Genomic DNA, 17,541 nt, shown 5'->3' with positions numbered 1-17,541 from the left:
TTTGTCGAGAAAAACGGACGCAGCAGGATTCGAACCTGCGACCGACCGCTTAGAAGGCGGTTGCTCTATCCACTGAGCTATGCGTCCAAGGGTTTTGGGCTAATAAAGTATAGCAGATTGAAGTTTGGCTGTAGACCCCGATCTATCTCCATTGCCGGGGATAAAATTCTACTCGCTGCGGAGGGCAACAATCGGGTCTAAACGAGCCGCTTGCCGCGCCGGAAACACCCCAAAAAATAAGCCAATTCCCCCAGAAACACCTACCGCCATCACAATCGCTGTCACAGAAATAGGGGCCGCTAGGGGAGTAAAGACATTGGCGAGAAACACTCCCCCTAGACCCAGACCCGTCCCAAAGATCCCACCGATTCCCGCCAGGATCACCGATTCAATCAGGAACTGATACAAAACGTCGTTTTCTGTGGCACCAAGGGCCTTACGGAGACCAATTTCTTTTGTCCGCTCGGTGACAGACACCAACATAATATTCATGATGCCAATCCCACCAACGAGGAGAGAAATGCCAGCGATCGCCGCCAACATTGTGGTTAAAGCCCCGGTAATTGTATTTGCCACGTCCAATAAATCCTGTTGACTTTGGACGCTAAAATCATCCTCATCGACGATCTTATGGCGGAGCCGCAATAGATTTTCGATCTGAAACGTCATCGCCCTGACTCGGTCTTCACTTTCGCCGGAGACGGAAATAAAGGTTAACTCGGTGCCATAGGGGGATGTGCGGCCCACCACCTGGTTGGACATCGTGGTGAGGGGCATGTAAACGGCGTTGTCCTGGTTTGTGCCAAAGGAAGCCCCCTTTTCTTCGAGAACGCCAATCACATCAAAGGTGAGGTTTTTGACCCGGAGTTTTTGGCCCACCGGTTCAATATTGGGGAAAAGCTCCGTGGCAATTTCAGAGCCAATCACGGCGACACGCTTGTTGCGTTCTACATCACTGTCGGTCACGAACCGGCCTTGGGCCAGGGTAAATTCGCGCACATCAATGAATTCGGGGGTAATCCCCAAGAGCAAAGAATCTTTATTAATCCCCCGAAATGTCACTAGACCGCGACTATTAATCTGGGGCGCCACCGCCGCCACATTCGGCACCTGTTCGGCGATCGCCTGGGCATCTTCCCAAACGAGGGTCTTGGGTAAATCAATGGTGGTGCGTTGGGCCGCCCGGGAGCCGGGAATGATAAATAAAACATTGGAACCGAGGGATTCAAACTGCTCTGTGGCTAATTTTTGGGCACCTTGGCCTAAGCCAACCATGGCAATCACGGACGCATTGCCGATGATGATGCCGAGCATCGTTAAACCACTGCGCATTTTGTTGGTGCGGAGGGTGGCGATCGCCATTTGTAAATGCTCAAACAGATGTAATCCCATGGGGCCGTCGTCGATAAAGGTGCTTCTTCTCTACTGTACGCAAAAGACCCAAGCCCTGGCAGAATTTTGTCCGAAAAAAGCTCAATGGTTCACGAGGCAATCGTACTGACTCTGGTTAATGCGGCCCGCTTGGAAAAGGGTTTCGGTGATTTCAGAAATGGTTAAAATGGCGTGGGCTTGATATCCCTGGGCCTGGAGCCGATCCTTAACGCCCGCTTCGTGGTCAATGAGAACCACCATCTCCTTCACGGTGAGGCCCGCCGACTCCAGTTTTTTCGCCCCCTCAACGATACTTTTGCCCGTAATCAGCACGTCATCGACGACCAAAATCGTTTCCCCTGGCTCAAAATGGCCCTCAATCACCCGCCTCGTCCCGTGGGCCTTAACTTCCTTACGGGGGAAAATCATCGGGTAATTTAATTTCAGGGCCAGCCCCGTTGCCGTCGGGAGCGAACCATAGGGAATCCCGGCGATACGGTCAAATTTTAGGTTTTTGGCGATCGCCCCGTAGGCATTGAGCACCTGGTTAAAAACCTGGGGGTTAGAAATAATTTTGCGCAGGTCGATGTAATAGGAGAACGTCGCCCCAGAGGCCTGGACATATTCCCCAAAGAGCAAACAGCCCAGGTCAAATAACTGCACGATCAACTCCGCCTGGGGGTGCGCTGCGGGGAAATTTGTCGGTACTTGGAGCAAATCACAGCGGGCATTACTGGGGGTATAACGCTGGCGAATGTCTTCAATCTTTTGCCGTAGCTGGGCGACGGGTTGCCGACAATCGGTTTGACTCAGGTCATCGTTAGGAATGGGAATTAAGAGGCCAGACCCATTGGAATTTAAACCCTGGTGCACGATTTCTTCAAGGTTTTCGCTCCGTTGCCAGATACTGCGGGCGAGGATCCACCGTTCCGGGGCAATGGCACGCACTTGACGAAAAACCGCCGGGCGATCGCCTCCAATTTCTAGGAAAAGTTGTTCCGGGGTGCCCCACTGTTTAATTTCTTGGATCAGGTGCAGATAAAAAGGCCGTTGCGGGTCGGGATAATTTTGCAGGGGAAAGGCACCGGGGTTAGAGGTGCGACATTGCAAGAAAACGCCTTTGTCGGGATAGAGCAAAAAAGGGGCAACGTGGTCTTGGCCGGGGTAGGCGCTGAGGGTAACTGCATCCACTTGCCACACCTCAAAAATCGCCTGGGCGAAAAGGCTGCTGGTATTGAGATCGGCGTGTTTCGCATCGAGAATAATGGGGATATCAGGCGGAATATGGGCTAAAACCGTTTCTAACAGTTGCAACCCCGGCACCCCTAAGGCTTGATAAAAACCGAGGGTCGGCTTGTAGGCACAGACGAGATCCTGGGTCTGGTCAATGATCCCCAAAAGCCACGTTTTCAGGTTCTGAATTAAATCTCCGGTGCGTAAAGTATCCGGTAGCATTTCCGGGTTCGGATCGAGGCCCGCCACGAGGAGGGTCTTTTGGGCGGCGATCGCCCCGGTGAGTTTTTCGGTGAAAGTTGCGGGTGCTAGCTCCAATCCTGTTGCTCCTCGCCATGGCGTAGATGTTTGTAGGCCCGCCCGGCCGCATGGATTTCCCTTGTTTTGGCGAATAAAACGTCCTCTGTCAGGCCCCACTGTTGGAACAGCAATTTCAAATCCTGTTGAATTTCCCTTGCCCCAGGGAAGCCATCATAGCGCAGATGGAGCCGTGCCAATTCCACCAGAGCATTTTCTGTGGGTTCTCCCTTGAGGAGACTATCCACAATCAGGCGATCGCGGTTGGCTTGGGGGTGGACTTGATCTTGTTGGGGCATCGTCGCGAATGGAACTAACAGTGCAAAAAGGGCTAAATCATGGCGCAAGACTGAAGGAACTTTCTCGTCAACTATTGCGTTAAGCCGTGCTTGAGGGCGTAGCGTACCAATTCTGTCCGACTATTGGTTCCCGTTTTGCTAAATAGGCGACTAACATACTTTTCAACGTTGCGGACGCTGGTTTCGAGCTCCTTGGCAATTTCTTTATTCATCAGTCCCTGGGCCACGAGATCGAGGACACTTTGCTCCCTAGGGGTCAGGTCAATTTTTAAAGGCGGTGGGGTGGTGACCAGTTGATTTTGCTGGCCGAGGAATTGCTTAATCTCCCGGAGATCCTGGGCGATGCCTTCGAGATTACTGCCGCCACCATCTTGCTGTTCGGCGATCGCCGCTTCTCTGGTGAGGAGATTTTTGACAATGGCTTCGAGTTCTTCGGGTTCAAAGGGTTTCGGTAAATAGGCATCACAGCCTGCTTGGTAGCCTTGGATGCGATCGCCAGTCATGCCACGGGCCGTTAGAAAAATTACCGGAAGCGTTTTAAAGCGCGGATCTTCGCGCAGTTGCCCCAAAAACTGATAGCCATCCACCTGGGGCATCATAATGTCAGAAATGACCAAATCCGGTGTAAACGTTTGCAAAACATCCCAGGCTTTTGTGGCATTCTCAGCGGTGGTGACGGTGAGGGCTTCATCATCTTCTAAATAGGCTTGAACCGCCTCCCGGACGCCCGGTTCATCATCGACAAGCAAAATATTGTAGCGTTTATCCATCGCCCATTTTCCCCTTACGAAAGCGCATGATCTTGCCCCTGATTATAGCTTTTCGCGGTTTCGCCCTCTGTTGTTTTTTGTCGGAAATCACACCATGCTCAAGGTTTTCGTGTATGGCACCCTCCAGCCAGGAGAAGCAAATTTTCCCCGCTACTGTGCCCCCTATCACCCCCACATTGAGAAGGCTTTCATTCCAGGGAAGCTTTATCAGTTACCGGTGGGTTATCCGGCCCTCACCCCAGAGCCTGGCTGGGTAGAGGGTTGTCTGTTGCGATTCAGGGATCCCAATGTTTTAGGGAAACTAGATGTCCTTGAAGATTATCAACCGGGGCGATCGCCAAGCCTCAATGAATACCAGCGGCTTCAAGCGCCTGTTTACACGGAGACAAAAACGATCCTGACAGAGGCTTGGGTCTATGGGATGACCCCAGAAAAGGTTGCCCAACTGGGAGGGACGCCTTTTTCTGGTTCCCGCTGGACGGCTAACCAAAACTTCTCGAACTTCTAGGTGGGGCTAGAGTCACCATACCAAATGGCTTCAATTTGCTGGGCGATCGCCACCAATGTTTCTCGGTCATTTGTTTCACTTAAAACTGTGACATGACCGAGTTTTCTCCCTGGGCTGGCGCTGGTTTTGTCGTACCAGTGGACATGGCTATGGGGAAATTGGCTCAGCATTTGCCGCTTGTGGGCATAATTCCCCGTACTGTGCTCAAACCCTAGTAAATTCACCATCACCGCCCCAGGGGTGATCATCTTGGGGTTCCCTAAAGGCAGATCGGCGATCGCCTGGAGTTGCATTGCAAACTGCGAAGTCTGACAAGCATCCAAACTAAAATGGCCGGAATTGTGGGTGCGGGGCGCGATTTCATTGACTAATACTTGCCCTTCGGGAGTGAGAAACAACTCAATCCCCATAATGCCCACCAGATTTAACCCCTCAGCTAAGGTGCGGGCAATCTTTTCGACCTGATTCACCACATCTTGAGCGACCGCCGCAGGGGCCAGCACCCAACGACACACTTGATCAATCTGTTGGGTTTCCACCGTCGGAAAGGTGCGAATTTCTCCCCGGCGGTTGCGGGTCACCATCACCGCTAATTCCTGCTCAAAGGGCACAAACGCTTCTAACAGTAAGGGAGTATCAGTTAAATCCGTTGGTAAAGTCTGTAAAGCAGCTGCATCTTTCACGATAAATGTCCCTTTGCCGTCATAACCATGGCGACGGGCCTTCACGACCAGTGGAAATTCCCAACCAGAGGGCAGCGGTTCCCCCAGTTGCCAAGGGACAAAGGTCGGCACCGGAATGCCAAACCGTTGACAACAGCGCCGTTGATCATATTTATCCAAGAGGGCAGCGAGGAAAGGCAGAGAAGGGAAGAATTTTGCCCCCCGTTTAACGAGGGTATCGAGGGCTTCGAGATCAACAAATTCATTTTCAAAGGTGACCACATGGCAGTTTTCCACCAGCTTGGCCGTAGACTCTAGATCGTCGATCGCCCCAATGATCACTTGATCGGCATTAGAAACCGCCGGATCACTGGCGTTGGGTGTTTGTACCCACAGTTCCATGCCGAGGCTCCGGGCTTCTGCTCCCATCATCCAGGCGAGTTGTCCGCCGCCAATGACACCCACTTTATGTTTCATGCTCTTGTTTTGCCGTTTTTATATGGATTGCCCGTGCCCCATTAAACCCTAGGAGGGCTGCCGGATGTCAATTGTCTAGATCCGCGAGCCTAAGCCTGAGCTTTAGTTGCCTCTGGGGCAGACTGGGTCTCAGAGGCGTTACTCTCTCTAGTTGCTTCTGTGGAAACCATCGCCGCCATTAACTGGTCTGGGTTGACGGTAAAGGGTAAACGGTGGATGTCTGACTGAGGCTGACAGGTGATCTCTGCCACCTGGCGCAGCTCGGCCAAGGTCATTGTATTCAGACCGAGATCAGCGAGGCTCTTTGGTAAGCCAATATCGCGGTAAAACTGGAGGAGCTGTTGGCGGGCGGTCTCAGCCAGTTGACTTTTTTGGCAAATTTCTTCGAGGCGGAGTTGCACCAAAATGCCGTAGGCAACTTTTTCACCATGCAAAATGCCATGGGCCGCAGGTAGGTGGGTTAACCCATTGTGAACCGCGTGGGCGGCCACGGTGCGACAGTTGGCCCCTCCCAAGCCACCGATCACGCCAGCGAGGAGAACCGTTGCATCAACGACTTCCTGCCATTCGGGACTGTGGACATCGGCGATCGCCTGGGAGGATTTTTGAAAGAGGAGATCCCGGAGAATCCGCGCTTCTTGGACGGCGGCAATGGTGAGGGTCTGGGGGGAATGGCCACTGCTGACAGAAGCTTCGTACCATTTGGCGATCGCATCCCCAATCCCGGCAATCAGAGTCCGTTGCGGCGCCGTGCGTACCAACTCGTAGTCCAGGATCAACAGATTCGGACATTGCTCCAAGGCCACATCATATTGAAAGGCCCCTTGATCAGAATAAATATTCGACAGAGCCGTCCAAGCGGCACAGGTGGCCGCCGAGGTGGGCACGGTCACAATGGGACAACATTGTTGGTGGGCAAGGAGCTTGGCTGTATCGAGGGCCTTACCGCCGCCGATACCGATGACAAAATCTGCTTTGTGGGCTTTGAATTTTTTGTTGAGTTCCTTGAGGGACGCTTCGGAGCAGTCAGGACTGTAGCTGCCACTGGCGAGATCGAGTTTTTCTTGCTCGGCTAGGGCTTGGAGCAGATCTGCCAATTTTTCAAGGCTCTGCTGCCCTCCCACCACAAAAGGACGTTTTCCCCACCGGGCGATCGCCGCACCAGCTTGGGCCAGGGCATTATTTCCCTTGAGCACTTGGGCCGGCGCAATCAGCACTTGCATGGGAACAGTTTGGGTTTGGGTAGCAGCAGGCTTTTTCATGGGTATTGGTAGCGAAGAAATGGCAACGAAACGGGTGAAGTAAACTTCCCTAGATCCTAACTAATCGCATTGGGTTGGGGCAGCTTTTTGAGATTTTCTGGATAAAGCTGGATGTCCAGGGCCCCATTTTCGCGGTCGGCAATGGCGCGTTGGACTTGACCTAGATAGAGGGGTTCAGAAACGCCGGGTTCGGGATGGCTCATGACCCGGAGGCGCACGGTAAATTTATTATCGCCATTGCCAATGCGGCCGTAGGAAAAGAGGTCATTAGAAGCTTGGCGGAGGGTTGCATTGACTTCCTCGGCAGTCACTTCAGGCTTCACGGAGACAACGGCTAGGTTTGCACCATTGTCATAAACCAGGGCATAGCGCACGGCCCCCGGCACGACACTACGGCTAAAGAGTCCTAAGCTGAGGCCAAACAAACCAATGGTGAGCACAATCATAAAGCCGGTGGTGCCGACTAAGCGGAAACGGATGCCCCACTTGAAAAGAAACGCGGCGATCGCCAAGACCGCAAAGAACAAGGTGGCGTAGGCAGACCACTGGGTATAAAGGGCAAAATCTAAATTTTCCATGGGTCAGTTCGGTAAAAACGTTTTGGCACAAGGCCAGTGCAGTTAATTAAGGGATTATTAAAAGTTGTGGCTTCCATTATCCCAGCAAGGGCCCCAAGAAAAAACCAGCGAGGCGATCGCTGGCATGACTCAAGCTTGTTGTTGTTTTTGCATCGAAAAAAATACAAGATTTCAAACCACGCGTTCCCAGCACGAAGCCCGAAATATTTCTTTACACAACGCTAAGTGTAGCAGAACATACCATTTTTGATCAGGGAATTTTTCAACTTTTCGCGACATTTTCCCTCAGCCTGGGTCATGTCACGCAGATCTATATGCTGGAGAGATTTTCTTTAGAATAATTGCCAATCCCGCGAAGACAAAGCCTTGAGTCGTTCTAGTCGCTGGGTGAGGTAGTGACGATCCAGTTGGCTGTTGTTAAAAATTTGAATACTGGTGAGACTGATGCGCCACGACCAAATATAAGCCAGTTGGGTGAGGGCCTGGAGAGCCGCCTGTTCCTGGGCGACAAAGGTGGTTTGGGACTCATAGCCCGCGATAAAGGCTTCTCGCACCCGTCGCTGGAGACCTGTGGTGAGTGCCCCCTGGAAAAATTTGCCAATTTCAAAGGCGCGCCAACCGTAACCGCATTGGTCAAAGTCGAAGAGGGTGAGCTGATGATCTTCGGTGAAATGAACGTTGCCGCAGTGGGCATCACCCCAACAGACCGACCAGAGGGGCTTTTCCTTGGGGAGTTGCGCTAAAGTTTCGCGGATTTTGTGGGCAATGTCCTGCATGAAACCCCAATCCCGGGGGCGATCGCCAAAAAACGGCAAAATCACGCCCAAGGATTCATCCAACAAATACTCAAGGTCTAGGGGTTTGCGCGGGTGGTCACAGATAAAGTCTTGGCTGACCTGATGGATCTGCGCCACCACTACCCCTAAATGACGACTTTGGCTTTCGTTCCACCCCCCTAGGGCAATTTCTCCTGGGGCAAAGGGAAACAGAGTGGCATAGCGATCGCCTTCTGGAGCCTGAATTTTGACCGCCCATTCACCAGCTTCCGTCGCTAGAGGAGCCGCCACCGGTAAACCCTGGGCCTTGAGAAAATTCAAAAAATCTAGCTCGAAAAAAATTTCCGTGGGCGATCGCCAATGGTGGTGGGAGACCCGCAAGACAAACGTATCCTGGGCTGCTTGCACAAAATAAATATCACTCAAGCCCCGATTCCATAACTCACATTGGCTGACGGTCTTAAGGCCATATTGCGGCAGTACACGCTCCCGGAGGGCGATCGCCGATAGCGTGGAGTAAATGACGGGGAAATCCGAGCAGACCATAGACCGCAGCCCCTCAGGTGCAGGACAAATCAACTATCAACCTAAAAAGATATGGGCCAAAAATCTGTAGCCCATGGCACCATCTTCCAGAACATCAAGAAAAAGTTTGCAATTCTTTTCTAAAATGGGATAAACGCTTACACTTGCAGCTTTTGTCAACCTCGAAAAATAAAATGTTGCAAATTGTTACAAAACTTGTTAATCTTGAATCAAGATAAAAAACAACCTAAATTTACCCCAGATAACAATATGGCTAAAAAATACCAAGGCAACATCATCGACGACCAAGGCAAAATGAACACCTTTGCCGTAGAGCCCACCGTTTACGTCCAAGAAAATCCCCGCGTCGGCTTTACCGAATACGCAGAAAAATTCAATGGTCGCGCCGCAATGATCGGTTTTGCTTCTCTACTTCTTCTCGAAATCTTTACCGGCCACGGTGTCATTGGTATTTTTCAGTAAGACCAACAGCTTTTAATTTTTTCAAACAACATCTCAACAGCATAAGTTTGTCTAGGGCGGCCCTTGGTCGTCTTTTTTTTTGCAAATTTCCTTAAAATAGAAGTCGCTGCCCGGCGCTCCCGGTTAACTTTTTTAATTTCTCATTTAGATATTTAATTATTTAACGCCCATGCCCGTCCTTGTCGTCGCCACCGGAAACCCCGGTAAATTACAGGAAATGCAAGCTTATCTCCAGGATTTGCCCTGGGAATTGCAGCTCAAGCCCCCGGAACTCGACATTGAAGAAACAGGCACAACGTTTCTCGAAAATGCAGCTCTCAAGGCCTCTCAGGTGGCAAAGGCCCTCAACCAATGGGCGATCGCCGATGATTCTGGTTTAGCCGTCGAAGCCCTCAACGGTGCCCCTGGTCTGTATTCAGCCCGCTATGGCACCACCGACCAAGAACGCATCGAACGTCTGTTAACGGAACTGGGCAACAATCCCAATCGCCGCGCGAAATTTATCTGTGCGGTGGCGATCGCCAAACCAGACGGAACCATTGTCGCCCAAGTCCAAGGAGACTGTCCCGGAGAAATCCTCCCGGAACTGCGGGGGGGAGGGGGCTTTGGCTATGACCCCATTTTTTATGTGCCAGAATATCAACAGACCTTTGCGGAAATGTCAGCGGCACTCAAACATAACGTCAGCCACCGGGGCCAAGCCTTTGCACTGCTGTTGCCGCGTCTTGCCACACTCCTCGATTAACAATGCCTGCTCCCCCCACCCCAGAAGATCGCAACCCTGAAGCGTCCCTCCGAGAACTCCTCACCCTTGGAGGAATGTTTATCTGTGCGATCGCCCTCTTGATTTGGCTATTAAACTTCAGTGTCAACTGGCTCATTGTCCAGATGCCCGTGAGTTGGGAGCAACGGTTAGGGCAAGCCCTGGTCAAAATCTACGAACCCCAAGCCGAACCTTCGCCCGCCCAAGACGAACTCAATGCCCTGCTCGACCGCCTGGAAGCAGAAATTCCTGCTGGCGCTAAAGAAAAACGCGACTACCAACTCCTCTATATTCCCCAGGATGTGGTGAATGCCGCGGCTCTGCCGGGGGATACGGTATTGGTCTATCAAGGCTTGTTAGATCAAATGGACTCAGAAAACGCCTTAATGATGGTGTTGGGCCATGAAATCGGTCACTTTGCCAACCGAGACCATCTGCGTAATATTGGTCGGGCCCTCGTAATCCGTACAGTGATCTCTTCTATTTTTGGTGATGTCAGTTGGTTGGGAGATGTCGCGCAAATTGTCAGTACCTCGCGCTTTTCCCAAGCCCAAGAAAAACAAGCCGATGAATATGGTTTAGATTTGCTCTATGCCACCTATGGACAGGTCGCTGGTGCAACAGATTTCTTTGAGGCGATGAGCCAAAAACAAGGGGCCAATTGGGATTTTCTTGCGACCCACCCGGCCCCCGCGAAACGAGTGCAACACCTCAAAACGTTAATTCAGCAAAGGGGCTACCCCATCGGTGAATATACCCCTCTGCCAGAGGTATTAACCCAAGATTAATCTACCGCTGTTTGGGATAATTTTCCCCTAAACAAGGCGAAAGCCTACTCAGGGGAGCAGGCTTACAATCCAAATTTAACTAACAAAAAGATTTACCAAACAACAAAACGAGGTTAACAACGAACCCAACAAGCGCTTCTCGAAAAACGGTACCTAACAGGCGGTGATTATAGCCCGATTACCCGATTCCGTTAGGGGGAATAACCGAGTCTATCTTCAACTTGAAATGTTGAGAAGGACTTCTGGGCGAGACCGAACAAAGGAGGTACAACCGCTCAATCTCTTCGTCCGAATAAAAGCTTTTTCAGAACTTTTATTTTGTACCTTGCTTATAAAGTATCAGCAAAGATAGGTAGCGGTGATGGATACTTTATATCTTGTAATATTTGCTTATCGATCTCGTGGGCGATGTTGGCAACTCTTCTGAGGGAATAAGGGTTTAGGACTACATTCGGTCTAACACCTCAATCCCCAGGAGAGATAAACCCAACTTGAGGGTGCGGGCCGTGGTGTCGGCGAGGATTAACCGGGAAATGCGGCGATCGCCTTCTGCCTTGAGGATCGGGCAAGCCTCATAAAATTGGTTGAATTTGCGACTGAGGTCATAGAGGTATTCACAGAGGCGATTGGGCATCAGATCCTGCTCAACGCTCATCAGGACTTCACTCAGTTGCAGTAAGTGTTTAGCCAGGGTCAGTTCAGCGGCCTCTTCAAGAATAATCGGCGTATCGGTGGGTAGGGTGCTGAGGTCAATGCCCCCTTGGCGACTGACCCCTTGGACACGCACATAGGCATAGAGCATATAGGGGGCGGTGTTGCCCTGGAGCGCCAACATTTTATCGAAGCTAAAGATGTAATTACTGGTGCGATTTTGGCTCAGGTCAGCATATTTCACAGCCCCAATCCCAACCACTTGGGAGACTTTTTCGACGAATTCTGCTGTTTCTTGGCGTTCATCTTCGGCGAGACGTTTTTCTAAATCAGCGCGGGAGCGGTTAACAGCTTCATCCAATAAATCCTTGAGCTTGATCGTATCGCCAGCACGGGTTTTGAGCTTTTTGCCATCTTCCCCTTGCACAAGACCGAAGGGCACATGGACAACTTCCACATCATCGGGTAAGAACCCAGCACGCTCTGCCACCTGGAACACCTGGGCAAAATGTCCGGCCTGGCCAGAGTCTGTCACATAGATGATCCGTTTGGCCTGATCTTCCTTGATGCGATAACGAATTGCTGCTAAATCAGTGGTGGCATAGTTAAAGCCCCCGTCAGATTTTTGGACGATCAATGGTAGGCGATCGCCATCTTTATTTTTAAAGCCTTCGAGGAAAACACATTGTGCCCCGGCATCTTCTTCTAATAAACCCACTTCGTCCAATGCCGTTAGGACATCCGCCAGATACGGATTGTAAAAAGACTCGCCCCGTTCCGTTAATTTGATATCTAGAATGTCATAGATCTTTTGGAATTCCCGGCGGGATTGTTCACAAAGTAATTGCCACGCTTTTTGACTTTCTTCGTCCCCAGATTGCAATTTTACGACTTGATTTCGAGAGGCTTCTTTAAAGGCTTCATCTTCATCAAAACGTACCTTTGCTTTCTTATAAAATGCGACCAAATCACCAATGTCTAGGGCATCTGCTTTCGTCAAAGCATCGGGATAAACTTCCTTTAAATAGGTGATCAACATCCCAAATTGCGTGCCCCAATCCCCCACATGGTTGAGGCGTAAAACATCCTGGCCCCGAAACTCTAAAATCCGTGCAATAGAATCCCCAATAATCGTTGAACGGAGGTGACCCACGTGCATTTCCTTAGCAATATTCGGACTAGAAAAATCTACAATGACTTTCTGGGGATTTTCTGCTGGGTCAATGGCCAGGCGATCGCTTTGCTGAACTTCCTTTAAAAGTGTGGCTAAATAGCTCGGTTTGAGGCTGAAGTTAATAAAACCAGGCCCAGCAATGGTCGGATTTTCACAAAGATCAGCAATGTCTAAAGCTTCGATAATACTTTGGGCAATTTCCCTAGGATTTTTCTTCAGTGTTTTCGTTAGCGATAGGGCGACATTAGACTGATAATCACCAAATTTTGGATTGCTGGCAGGGACAACGAGGGGATCAGTATCTTTAAGATCTCCGCCAAATGCCTTGATCAGAGCCTCAGAAACAGCCGTTTTTAATTGCAATAAAATAGACTTCATGATAAATAATTATTTTTTTAAGTTTTTAGTTATAGAAAAGGGTTTTATATTTTATCTGCTGTAGAAAAATATGCGAATTAGTTTGGCGAAATATTATTCTTACTTGAAGATCGCATTGACAAACATCTTTTTTTTAGATGTGTTTCAATTCAATTAATCTTGAATGTATTCTGTGCCGGAAAGAAGGGCGATTTCTGCTTTGACAAATTCCCGTCCGAGATATAGGGCATGATCTAACTTGGAAATGGGACAGGGATCGGCTTTTTCGGTGATTTCAATGCCTAATTCTTTTGCGGTGCGGCCAGTGTAAACAGTGACATGAGTCCGTTCTAAACTACCTTTGCAGGCGAGGACTTCTCCGGTTTCTGGATCTGTAGCTAAACCTTTATCGTTAATCGTATTGGTGTAATGTTTCGCGCAAATTAAACCCTGTTCATGGTCTAGATAGATAATAAAATAACCGTCGGGATCGAGGTCAATAAACCGATTGGATAATTCGTTGTCGAGTTTAGCCCGTTCTTCGGCGTTAACAGTCATGGTGAAGTAATCTTGGATGGCGTTTGGCACAGCTTTTTAGTATAGCCTACGGAGTTTAGTCACCAAAAATTCTTGAACTAAAAGGCGATCGCCTTTGTAGACAATCGCCCCTGAAACTTTTATGGATTCAAAATCGCCTAAATTTCGGCCATTGCTCCTTTGGCCATTGCGGCGATCGCCTGATCTGTGGCCTTGGGCAGACGGTAATATTTACCACCCGCTTTAGCAGCTAATTCTTTACCGAAGCCAGAAGAAATAAACTTCTTCTCTGTGTCAATAATCAGCAGTTTCATCCCAGAAGCACGGATTTTACCGGCAATATCTAGAAGTTCTTCTTTGATATCAGGTTTTTCCTCCCCTTCCTCTGGTTTCTCGCCGAGGGAACGCGAGAGGGGAATGTTGCCCCGACCATCAGTAATCGCGACGATTACCACTTCCCCCACATCACCGGACATTTGCGCATTTACACCAATATGCACAGCCTGGGTTAAACCATGGGACAGCGGTGAACCACCACCACAAGGCAACGTTTCCAATCTATTGCGCGCCAAAGTAATCGAACGGGTAGGAGGTAAAAGCACCTCCGCCATTTCGCCCCGGAACGGGATCAACGCAATTTGGTCACGGTTTTCATAGGCTTCTGTCAGCAGACGCATCACCGCCCCTTTCGCTGCCTGCATTCGGTTCAGAGCCATAGATCCAGAGGCATCAACAAGGAAAATCATCAAAGCCCCTGCTTTACGGGCCATCCGTTTAGAGCGCAGATCACTTTGCTCGACGATCACTTTTCGCTCAGGGTGCCGCAGTCGTCGCGCCTTTTGGTAGGGAGCCGCCGCCCGCAGGGTCGCATCCACCGCAATGCGCCGTACTTTCCCCCGCGGTAACATCGGCTTAATGTAACGGCCCCGGTCATCGGAGAAAATTAAGCCCCGTTTCCCGGAGTTACCTTTGTTTTGCATCATCTGGGCAAAGGCGAGAATCCCTGGGTCAAGCACAACCCCCTCTGGGTCAAATACAAATTCCTCGGGAATCGTCGGCTCCTGTTCCGGCTGTTCCTCTTGGTCTTCGTTTTGATCGTCGTCGTCTTGATCCTCTTGATCTTCGTCCTGGGATTGATCCTCCTCGTCCTGTTGATCGTCTTGGGATTGAGGGGGTGGCGGCGGTGGAGGTGGCTGCATATCCTCATCTTCTGGGGTGGGGATTGTCGTGGCCCTGGGCAAAATCACCAGTTCGACCGCTGTGCGGAGATCATCGGCAATCACAACATTACGGCCATCAAGGGCGGCAGCAGCCATGGCAACGCGTACGGCAAACAGTTCGGCTCGGTGACCTTCGACACTACCACGCACTGCTTCGCTCACGAGGTAGGCCACTTGGTCTTTGCTGATTTTGACTTCCTTGAGCCATTCCCGGGCCAGGATAATTTGGGTGCGGAGGGCATCAAGGTCTTCTTCATAGCTTTGGAGAAAATCCTTGGGAGCCGTGGCATATTGCACGACTTGATCCACTGCTGCTACCCGTTCTTCGAGGCTGAGGGGGCGATCGGCGGACAGGGTAATGGCGATGCGATCGCGGAGGTGTTCCCGCAGATTTCCTTCTTCGGGGTTATAGGTGGCAATGAGGAGGGGCCGACAGGGGTGCGAAAAACTAATACCTTCCCGTTCGATTTGGTTGCGTCCTTCGGTTAAGACCGTCAGGAGTTGGTTAGCAATTTGGTCATCAAGGAGGTTGATTTCATCGATGTACAACACACCCCGATGGGCTTGGGCCAATAGACCAGGTTGGAAAACAGGTTCTCCCTGGCGCACGGAAGCTTCGACATCCACAGAACCCAAGAGACGATCTTCGGTAACGCCCAGGGGAATTTGCACAAAAGGCGCGGCAATCACTTCTGTGGGAATGTTTTCGCTGGCCGTTTCACCATAGGTCGCTGCGGTGAGATCGTCCCAATCACTGCGGTTCTGCACATCACAGTTAAAGGGATTGTCCTTAATAACTTCGATGGGGGGCAAAAGAGAATGGATTCCCCGGGCCATCACGGATTTTGCGGTGCCCCGTTTCCCGGCGATCGCCACCCCACCAAGGGCAGGATCAACGGCCCCCAGCAGGAGAGCAGTTTTGATTACATCTTGACCAACCACCGCTGTTAGGGGAAAGGTCGTGCGCGATGTCGTGAGAGTAGGCATCTATCAAAAAAGTTTTTATAAAAATAAAAGTTTGGCAATGTGGAAATGAAAAGATGATTAAAACGTAGGGGTTTACCATGGTAAACCCCCACCCAATGAAAAATTGATTAGAACTTACACATAGTTCACCAAGCGGGCAAAACTCTCTGCCTCTAGGCTCGCACCACCTACCAAGGCTCCATCAATTTCGGGCTGGGCCATAATCTCATCAACGTTATTCGGTTTAACGGAACCACCATATTGAATGGTGACATTTTTATTGGTGAGTTTTTCGCGGATCAGACCAATGACTCGGTTTGCTTCGGTGGCATCACAAGTGTCACCTGTGCCAATGGCCCAAATGGGTTCGTAGGCAACAACCAAGTTATTTTGATCAATATCGACTAAATCTTGCTCTAACTGGGCAAAAATCACCGCTTCCGTTTCGCCAGCATCCCGTTGGGCTTTGCTTTCACCAACACAGAGAATCGGCGTTAGACCGTGGCGTTGGGCCGCTTTAAGGCGTTGATTTACGGTTTCATCGGTTTCACCAAAATATTGCCGTCTTTCGCTATGGCCCACAATGACATAACGGACGCCCATTTCCGTCAGCATTGACCCGGAGATTTCCCCAGTAAAGGCACCTTCGTCAGCCCAGTGGATATTTTGTGCTCCTAGACGTACCCGCGTTCCGTGGAGACTCTTGGACATTAAGCCTAAATCGGTAAAGGGCGTACAGAGTACCACTTCTCGTTCTTCATGGTCATCGGCGATTTTGGGCAGTAATGCTTTGAGAAAGTCTAAAGACTCGGCTTGAGTCTTATACATTTTCCAATTACCCGCAATAATGATCTTTCGCACGGCTTTCCTACTAATGCTTTCCTTACAATGCACAGGGATCCAGTTTACCCCATTGCCGAAGCGGTGCTAATGGGGGGTCGGCTTCTCCGGGAAAGAGAGTAAACCGCGATCGCCATCTAAAATTACCGGAACCCCCACGGGTAAAGCGGCATTAATCCCATCATGGCCAAAGGGCAACTCGGCGACAATCGGAATGTTTAAATCCTGGAGGCGATCGCCAAGCACTTCCATAACGCTAAAACTGTCCGCTGAACCCAACTCATCACATTGGCTAAAACGACCGAGGGCAATGCCTTTGATTTTTTCAAAAGCCCCCAGCAGTCGCCATTGAGTTAACAGGCGATCAATGCGGTAGGGCGCTTCTGTCACGTCTTCGAGGGCCAGAATGACATTCTTAAAATTCGGCTGTAACGGTGTTTTGAGAATGTGGGTCGCCACCGTCAAATTTGCGGGCAATAAAATTCCTTCAGCTTGGCCATTGCCCCAGCCCTTGCCCTGGAGCGCTTCAAGGGGTTTTCCCGTCAAGAAATCAAATAATCTTTGCCTAGACCAATCGGGTTCTGCCGCAAAAGTAGTTAAAACGGGGCCGTGGATACTGGCAATGCCCACCGTGCCTAAACTCCACAATAGACTGGTAATGTCCGAAAAGCCGATCAGCCATTTGGGAGTCACTTGGTCGATTTTCCAGTCCCAATTTTCTAGGAGGCGCATCCCGCCATAACCGCCCCGCGCACAGAGAATGCCTTTGCAATCTGGGTCAAACCAAGCTTCTGCTAAGGCGTCCCGTCGCCCCTGATCGTTGCCCGCTAAATAGCCCCAGCGCGCATCCCAACCCGCCGTCAGTTCTACCTGATATCCTTGCGATCGCCAAATATCTACCCCAGCCCAAAAAGCATCCTGCTCTAGCAAACGACCACTAGGGGCAATCACTTTCAATAAATCCCCCGGTTGTAACCAAGGGGGCAGCATCAGTTTATTCATTC

17 protein-coding genes and 1 tRNA gene are annotated in these 17,541 nt (G+C 50.5%); 4 read left to right on the top strand and 14 right to left on the bottom strand.

Going from position 1 to position 17,541, the window contains the following annotated elements:
• Positions 1-14: 14 nt before the first annotated feature.
• From AWQ23_RS03220 to AWQ23_RS03200, 5 genes are all read right to left on the bottom strand, one after another.
• Positions 15-87 (bottom strand) — tRNA-Arg (locus tag AWQ23_RS03220).
• A gap of 81 nt (positions 88-168) precedes the next feature.
• Positions 169-1,392 carry an ABC transporter permease gene (locus AWQ23_RS03215; protein WP_062432447.1) on the bottom strand — a complete coding sequence of 408 codons (1,224 nt, stop codon included), beginning with the start codon at positions 1,390-1,392 and terminating at the stop codon, positions 169-171.
• 81 nt (positions 1,393-1,473) lie between these two features.
• Positions 1,474-2,922, bottom strand: coding sequence for a bifunctional orotidine-5'-phosphate decarboxylase/orotate phosphoribosyltransferase (locus AWQ23_RS03210; RefSeq protein ID WP_062432443.1), 1,449 nt, complete (start codon positions 2,920-2,922; stop codon positions 1,474-1,476).
• Positions 2,913-3,200 (bottom strand): DUF3288 family protein, encoded by a 288-nt coding sequence (locus AWQ23_RS03205; protein ID WP_012306240.1) that lies wholly within the window; start codon positions 3,198-3,200, stop codon positions 2,913-2,915. Before AWQ23_RS03205 ends, AWQ23_RS03210 begins: the two co-directional genes overlap by 10 nt.
• A 71-nt stretch (positions 3,201-3,271) precedes the next feature.
• Positions 3,272-3,970, bottom strand: a complete 699-nt coding sequence (locus AWQ23_RS03200) for a response regulator transcription factor (protein WP_012306239.1) — start codon at positions 3,968-3,970, stop codon at positions 3,272-3,274.
• 94 nt (positions 3,971-4,064) lie between these two features.
• Here AWQ23_RS03200 and AWQ23_RS03195 point away from each other — a divergent pair, with 94 nt between their 5' ends.
• Positions 4,065-4,478, top strand: a complete 414-nt coding sequence (locus AWQ23_RS03195) for a gamma-glutamylcyclotransferase (RefSeq protein ID WP_062432440.1) — start codon at positions 4,065-4,067, stop codon at positions 4,476-4,478.
• On the opposite strand, the gene AWQ23_RS03190 is transcribed toward AWQ23_RS03195, so the two are convergent.
• From AWQ23_RS03190 to AWQ23_RS03175, 4 genes are all read right to left on the bottom strand, one after another.
• On the bottom strand, positions 4,475-5,617 hold the full coding sequence (locus tag AWQ23_RS03190) for a 5-(carboxyamino)imidazole ribonucleotide synthase (RefSeq protein WP_062432436.1): 1,143 nt from the start codon (positions 5,615-5,617) through the stop codon (positions 4,475-4,477). The genes AWQ23_RS03195 and AWQ23_RS03190 overlap by 4 nt on opposite strands.
• Positions 5,618-5,706: 89 nt before the next feature.
• Positions 5,707-6,879 (bottom strand): iron-containing alcohol dehydrogenase family protein, encoded by a 1,173-nt coding sequence (locus AWQ23_RS03185; RefSeq protein ID WP_062432433.1) that lies wholly within the window; start codon positions 6,877-6,879, stop codon positions 5,707-5,709.
• Positions 6,880-6,935: 56 nt separating this feature from the next.
• Entirely contained in the window at positions 6,936-7,457 is a 522-nt protein-coding gene (locus tag AWQ23_RS03180; RefSeq protein ID WP_012306235.1) for a Ycf51 family protein, read from the bottom strand.
• Positions 7,458-7,789: 332 nt separating this feature from the next.
• The gene (locus AWQ23_RS03175) at positions 7,790-8,779 is read right to left on the bottom strand and encodes a phosphotransferase (RefSeq protein WP_062432430.1); all 990 of its coding nucleotides are present in this window, start codon (positions 8,777-8,779) and stop codon (positions 7,790-7,792) included.
• Between the two features lie 249 nt (positions 8,780-9,028).
• Here AWQ23_RS03175 and AWQ23_RS03170 point away from each other — a divergent pair, with 249 nt between their 5' ends.
• From AWQ23_RS03170 to AWQ23_RS03160, 3 genes are all read left to right on the top strand, one after another.
• The gene (locus AWQ23_RS03170) at positions 9,029-9,241 is read left to right on the top strand and encodes a high light inducible protein (protein ID WP_012306233.1); all 213 of its coding nucleotides are present in this window, start codon (positions 9,029-9,031) and stop codon (positions 9,239-9,241) included.
• Positions 9,242-9,410: 169 nt separating this feature from the next.
• Positions 9,411-9,986 (top strand): RdgB/HAM1 family non-canonical purine NTP pyrophosphatase, encoded by a 576-nt coding sequence (rdgB, locus tag AWQ23_RS03165; RefSeq protein WP_062432427.1) that lies wholly within the window; start codon positions 9,411-9,413, stop codon positions 9,984-9,986.
• A 2-nt stretch (positions 9,987-9,988) separates the two neighbouring features.
• Entirely contained in the window at positions 9,989-10,792 is an 804-nt protein-coding gene (locus AWQ23_RS03160; RefSeq protein WP_030005859.1) for a M48 family metallopeptidase, read from the top strand.
• A 445-nt stretch (positions 10,793-11,237) separates the two neighbouring features.
• On the opposite strand, the gene argS is transcribed toward AWQ23_RS03160, so the two are convergent.
• The 5 genes from argS to AWQ23_RS03135 all read right to left on the bottom strand — a co-directional run bounded on the left by argS (position 11,238) and on the right by AWQ23_RS03135 (position 17,530).
• Positions 11,238-12,995 (bottom strand): arginine--tRNA ligase, encoded by a 1,758-nt coding sequence (argS, locus tag AWQ23_RS03155; RefSeq protein WP_062432424.1) that lies wholly within the window; start codon positions 12,993-12,995, stop codon positions 11,238-11,240.
• 153 nt (positions 12,996-13,148) lie between these two features.
• The gene (locus AWQ23_RS03150; RefSeq protein ID WP_062432421.1) at positions 13,149-13,532 is read right to left on the bottom strand and encodes a DUF4346 domain-containing protein; all 384 of its coding nucleotides are present in this window, start codon (positions 13,530-13,532) and stop codon (positions 13,149-13,151) included.
• Between the two features lie 137 nt (positions 13,533-13,669).
• Positions 13,670-15,718 (bottom strand): magnesium chelatase ATPase subunit D, encoded by a 2,049-nt coding sequence (gene bchD / locus AWQ23_RS03145; protein ID WP_012306227.1) that lies wholly within the window; start codon positions 15,716-15,718, stop codon positions 13,670-13,672.
• A gap of 114 nt (positions 15,719-15,832) precedes the next feature.
• On the bottom strand, positions 15,833-16,558 hold the full coding sequence (gene tpiA / locus AWQ23_RS03140; protein WP_012306226.1) for a triose-phosphate isomerase: 726 nt from the start codon (positions 16,556-16,558) through the stop codon (positions 15,833-15,835).
• Between the two features lie 66 nt (positions 16,559-16,624).
• On the bottom strand, positions 16,625-17,530 hold the full coding sequence (locus tag AWQ23_RS03135; RefSeq protein WP_041443771.1) for an LD-carboxypeptidase: 906 nt from the start codon (positions 17,528-17,530) through the stop codon (positions 16,625-16,627).
• Positions 17,531-17,541: the final 11 nt, after the last annotated feature.

The organism is Picosynechococcus sp. PCC 73109, from assembly GCF_001521855.1.
Classification (GTDB): domain Bacteria; phylum Cyanobacteriota; class Cyanobacteriia; order Cyanobacteriales; family MRBY01; genus MRBY01.
The sequence above is the reverse complement of the archived record's forward strand: the minus strand, read 5'-3'. Positions and strand labels throughout refer to the sequence as shown.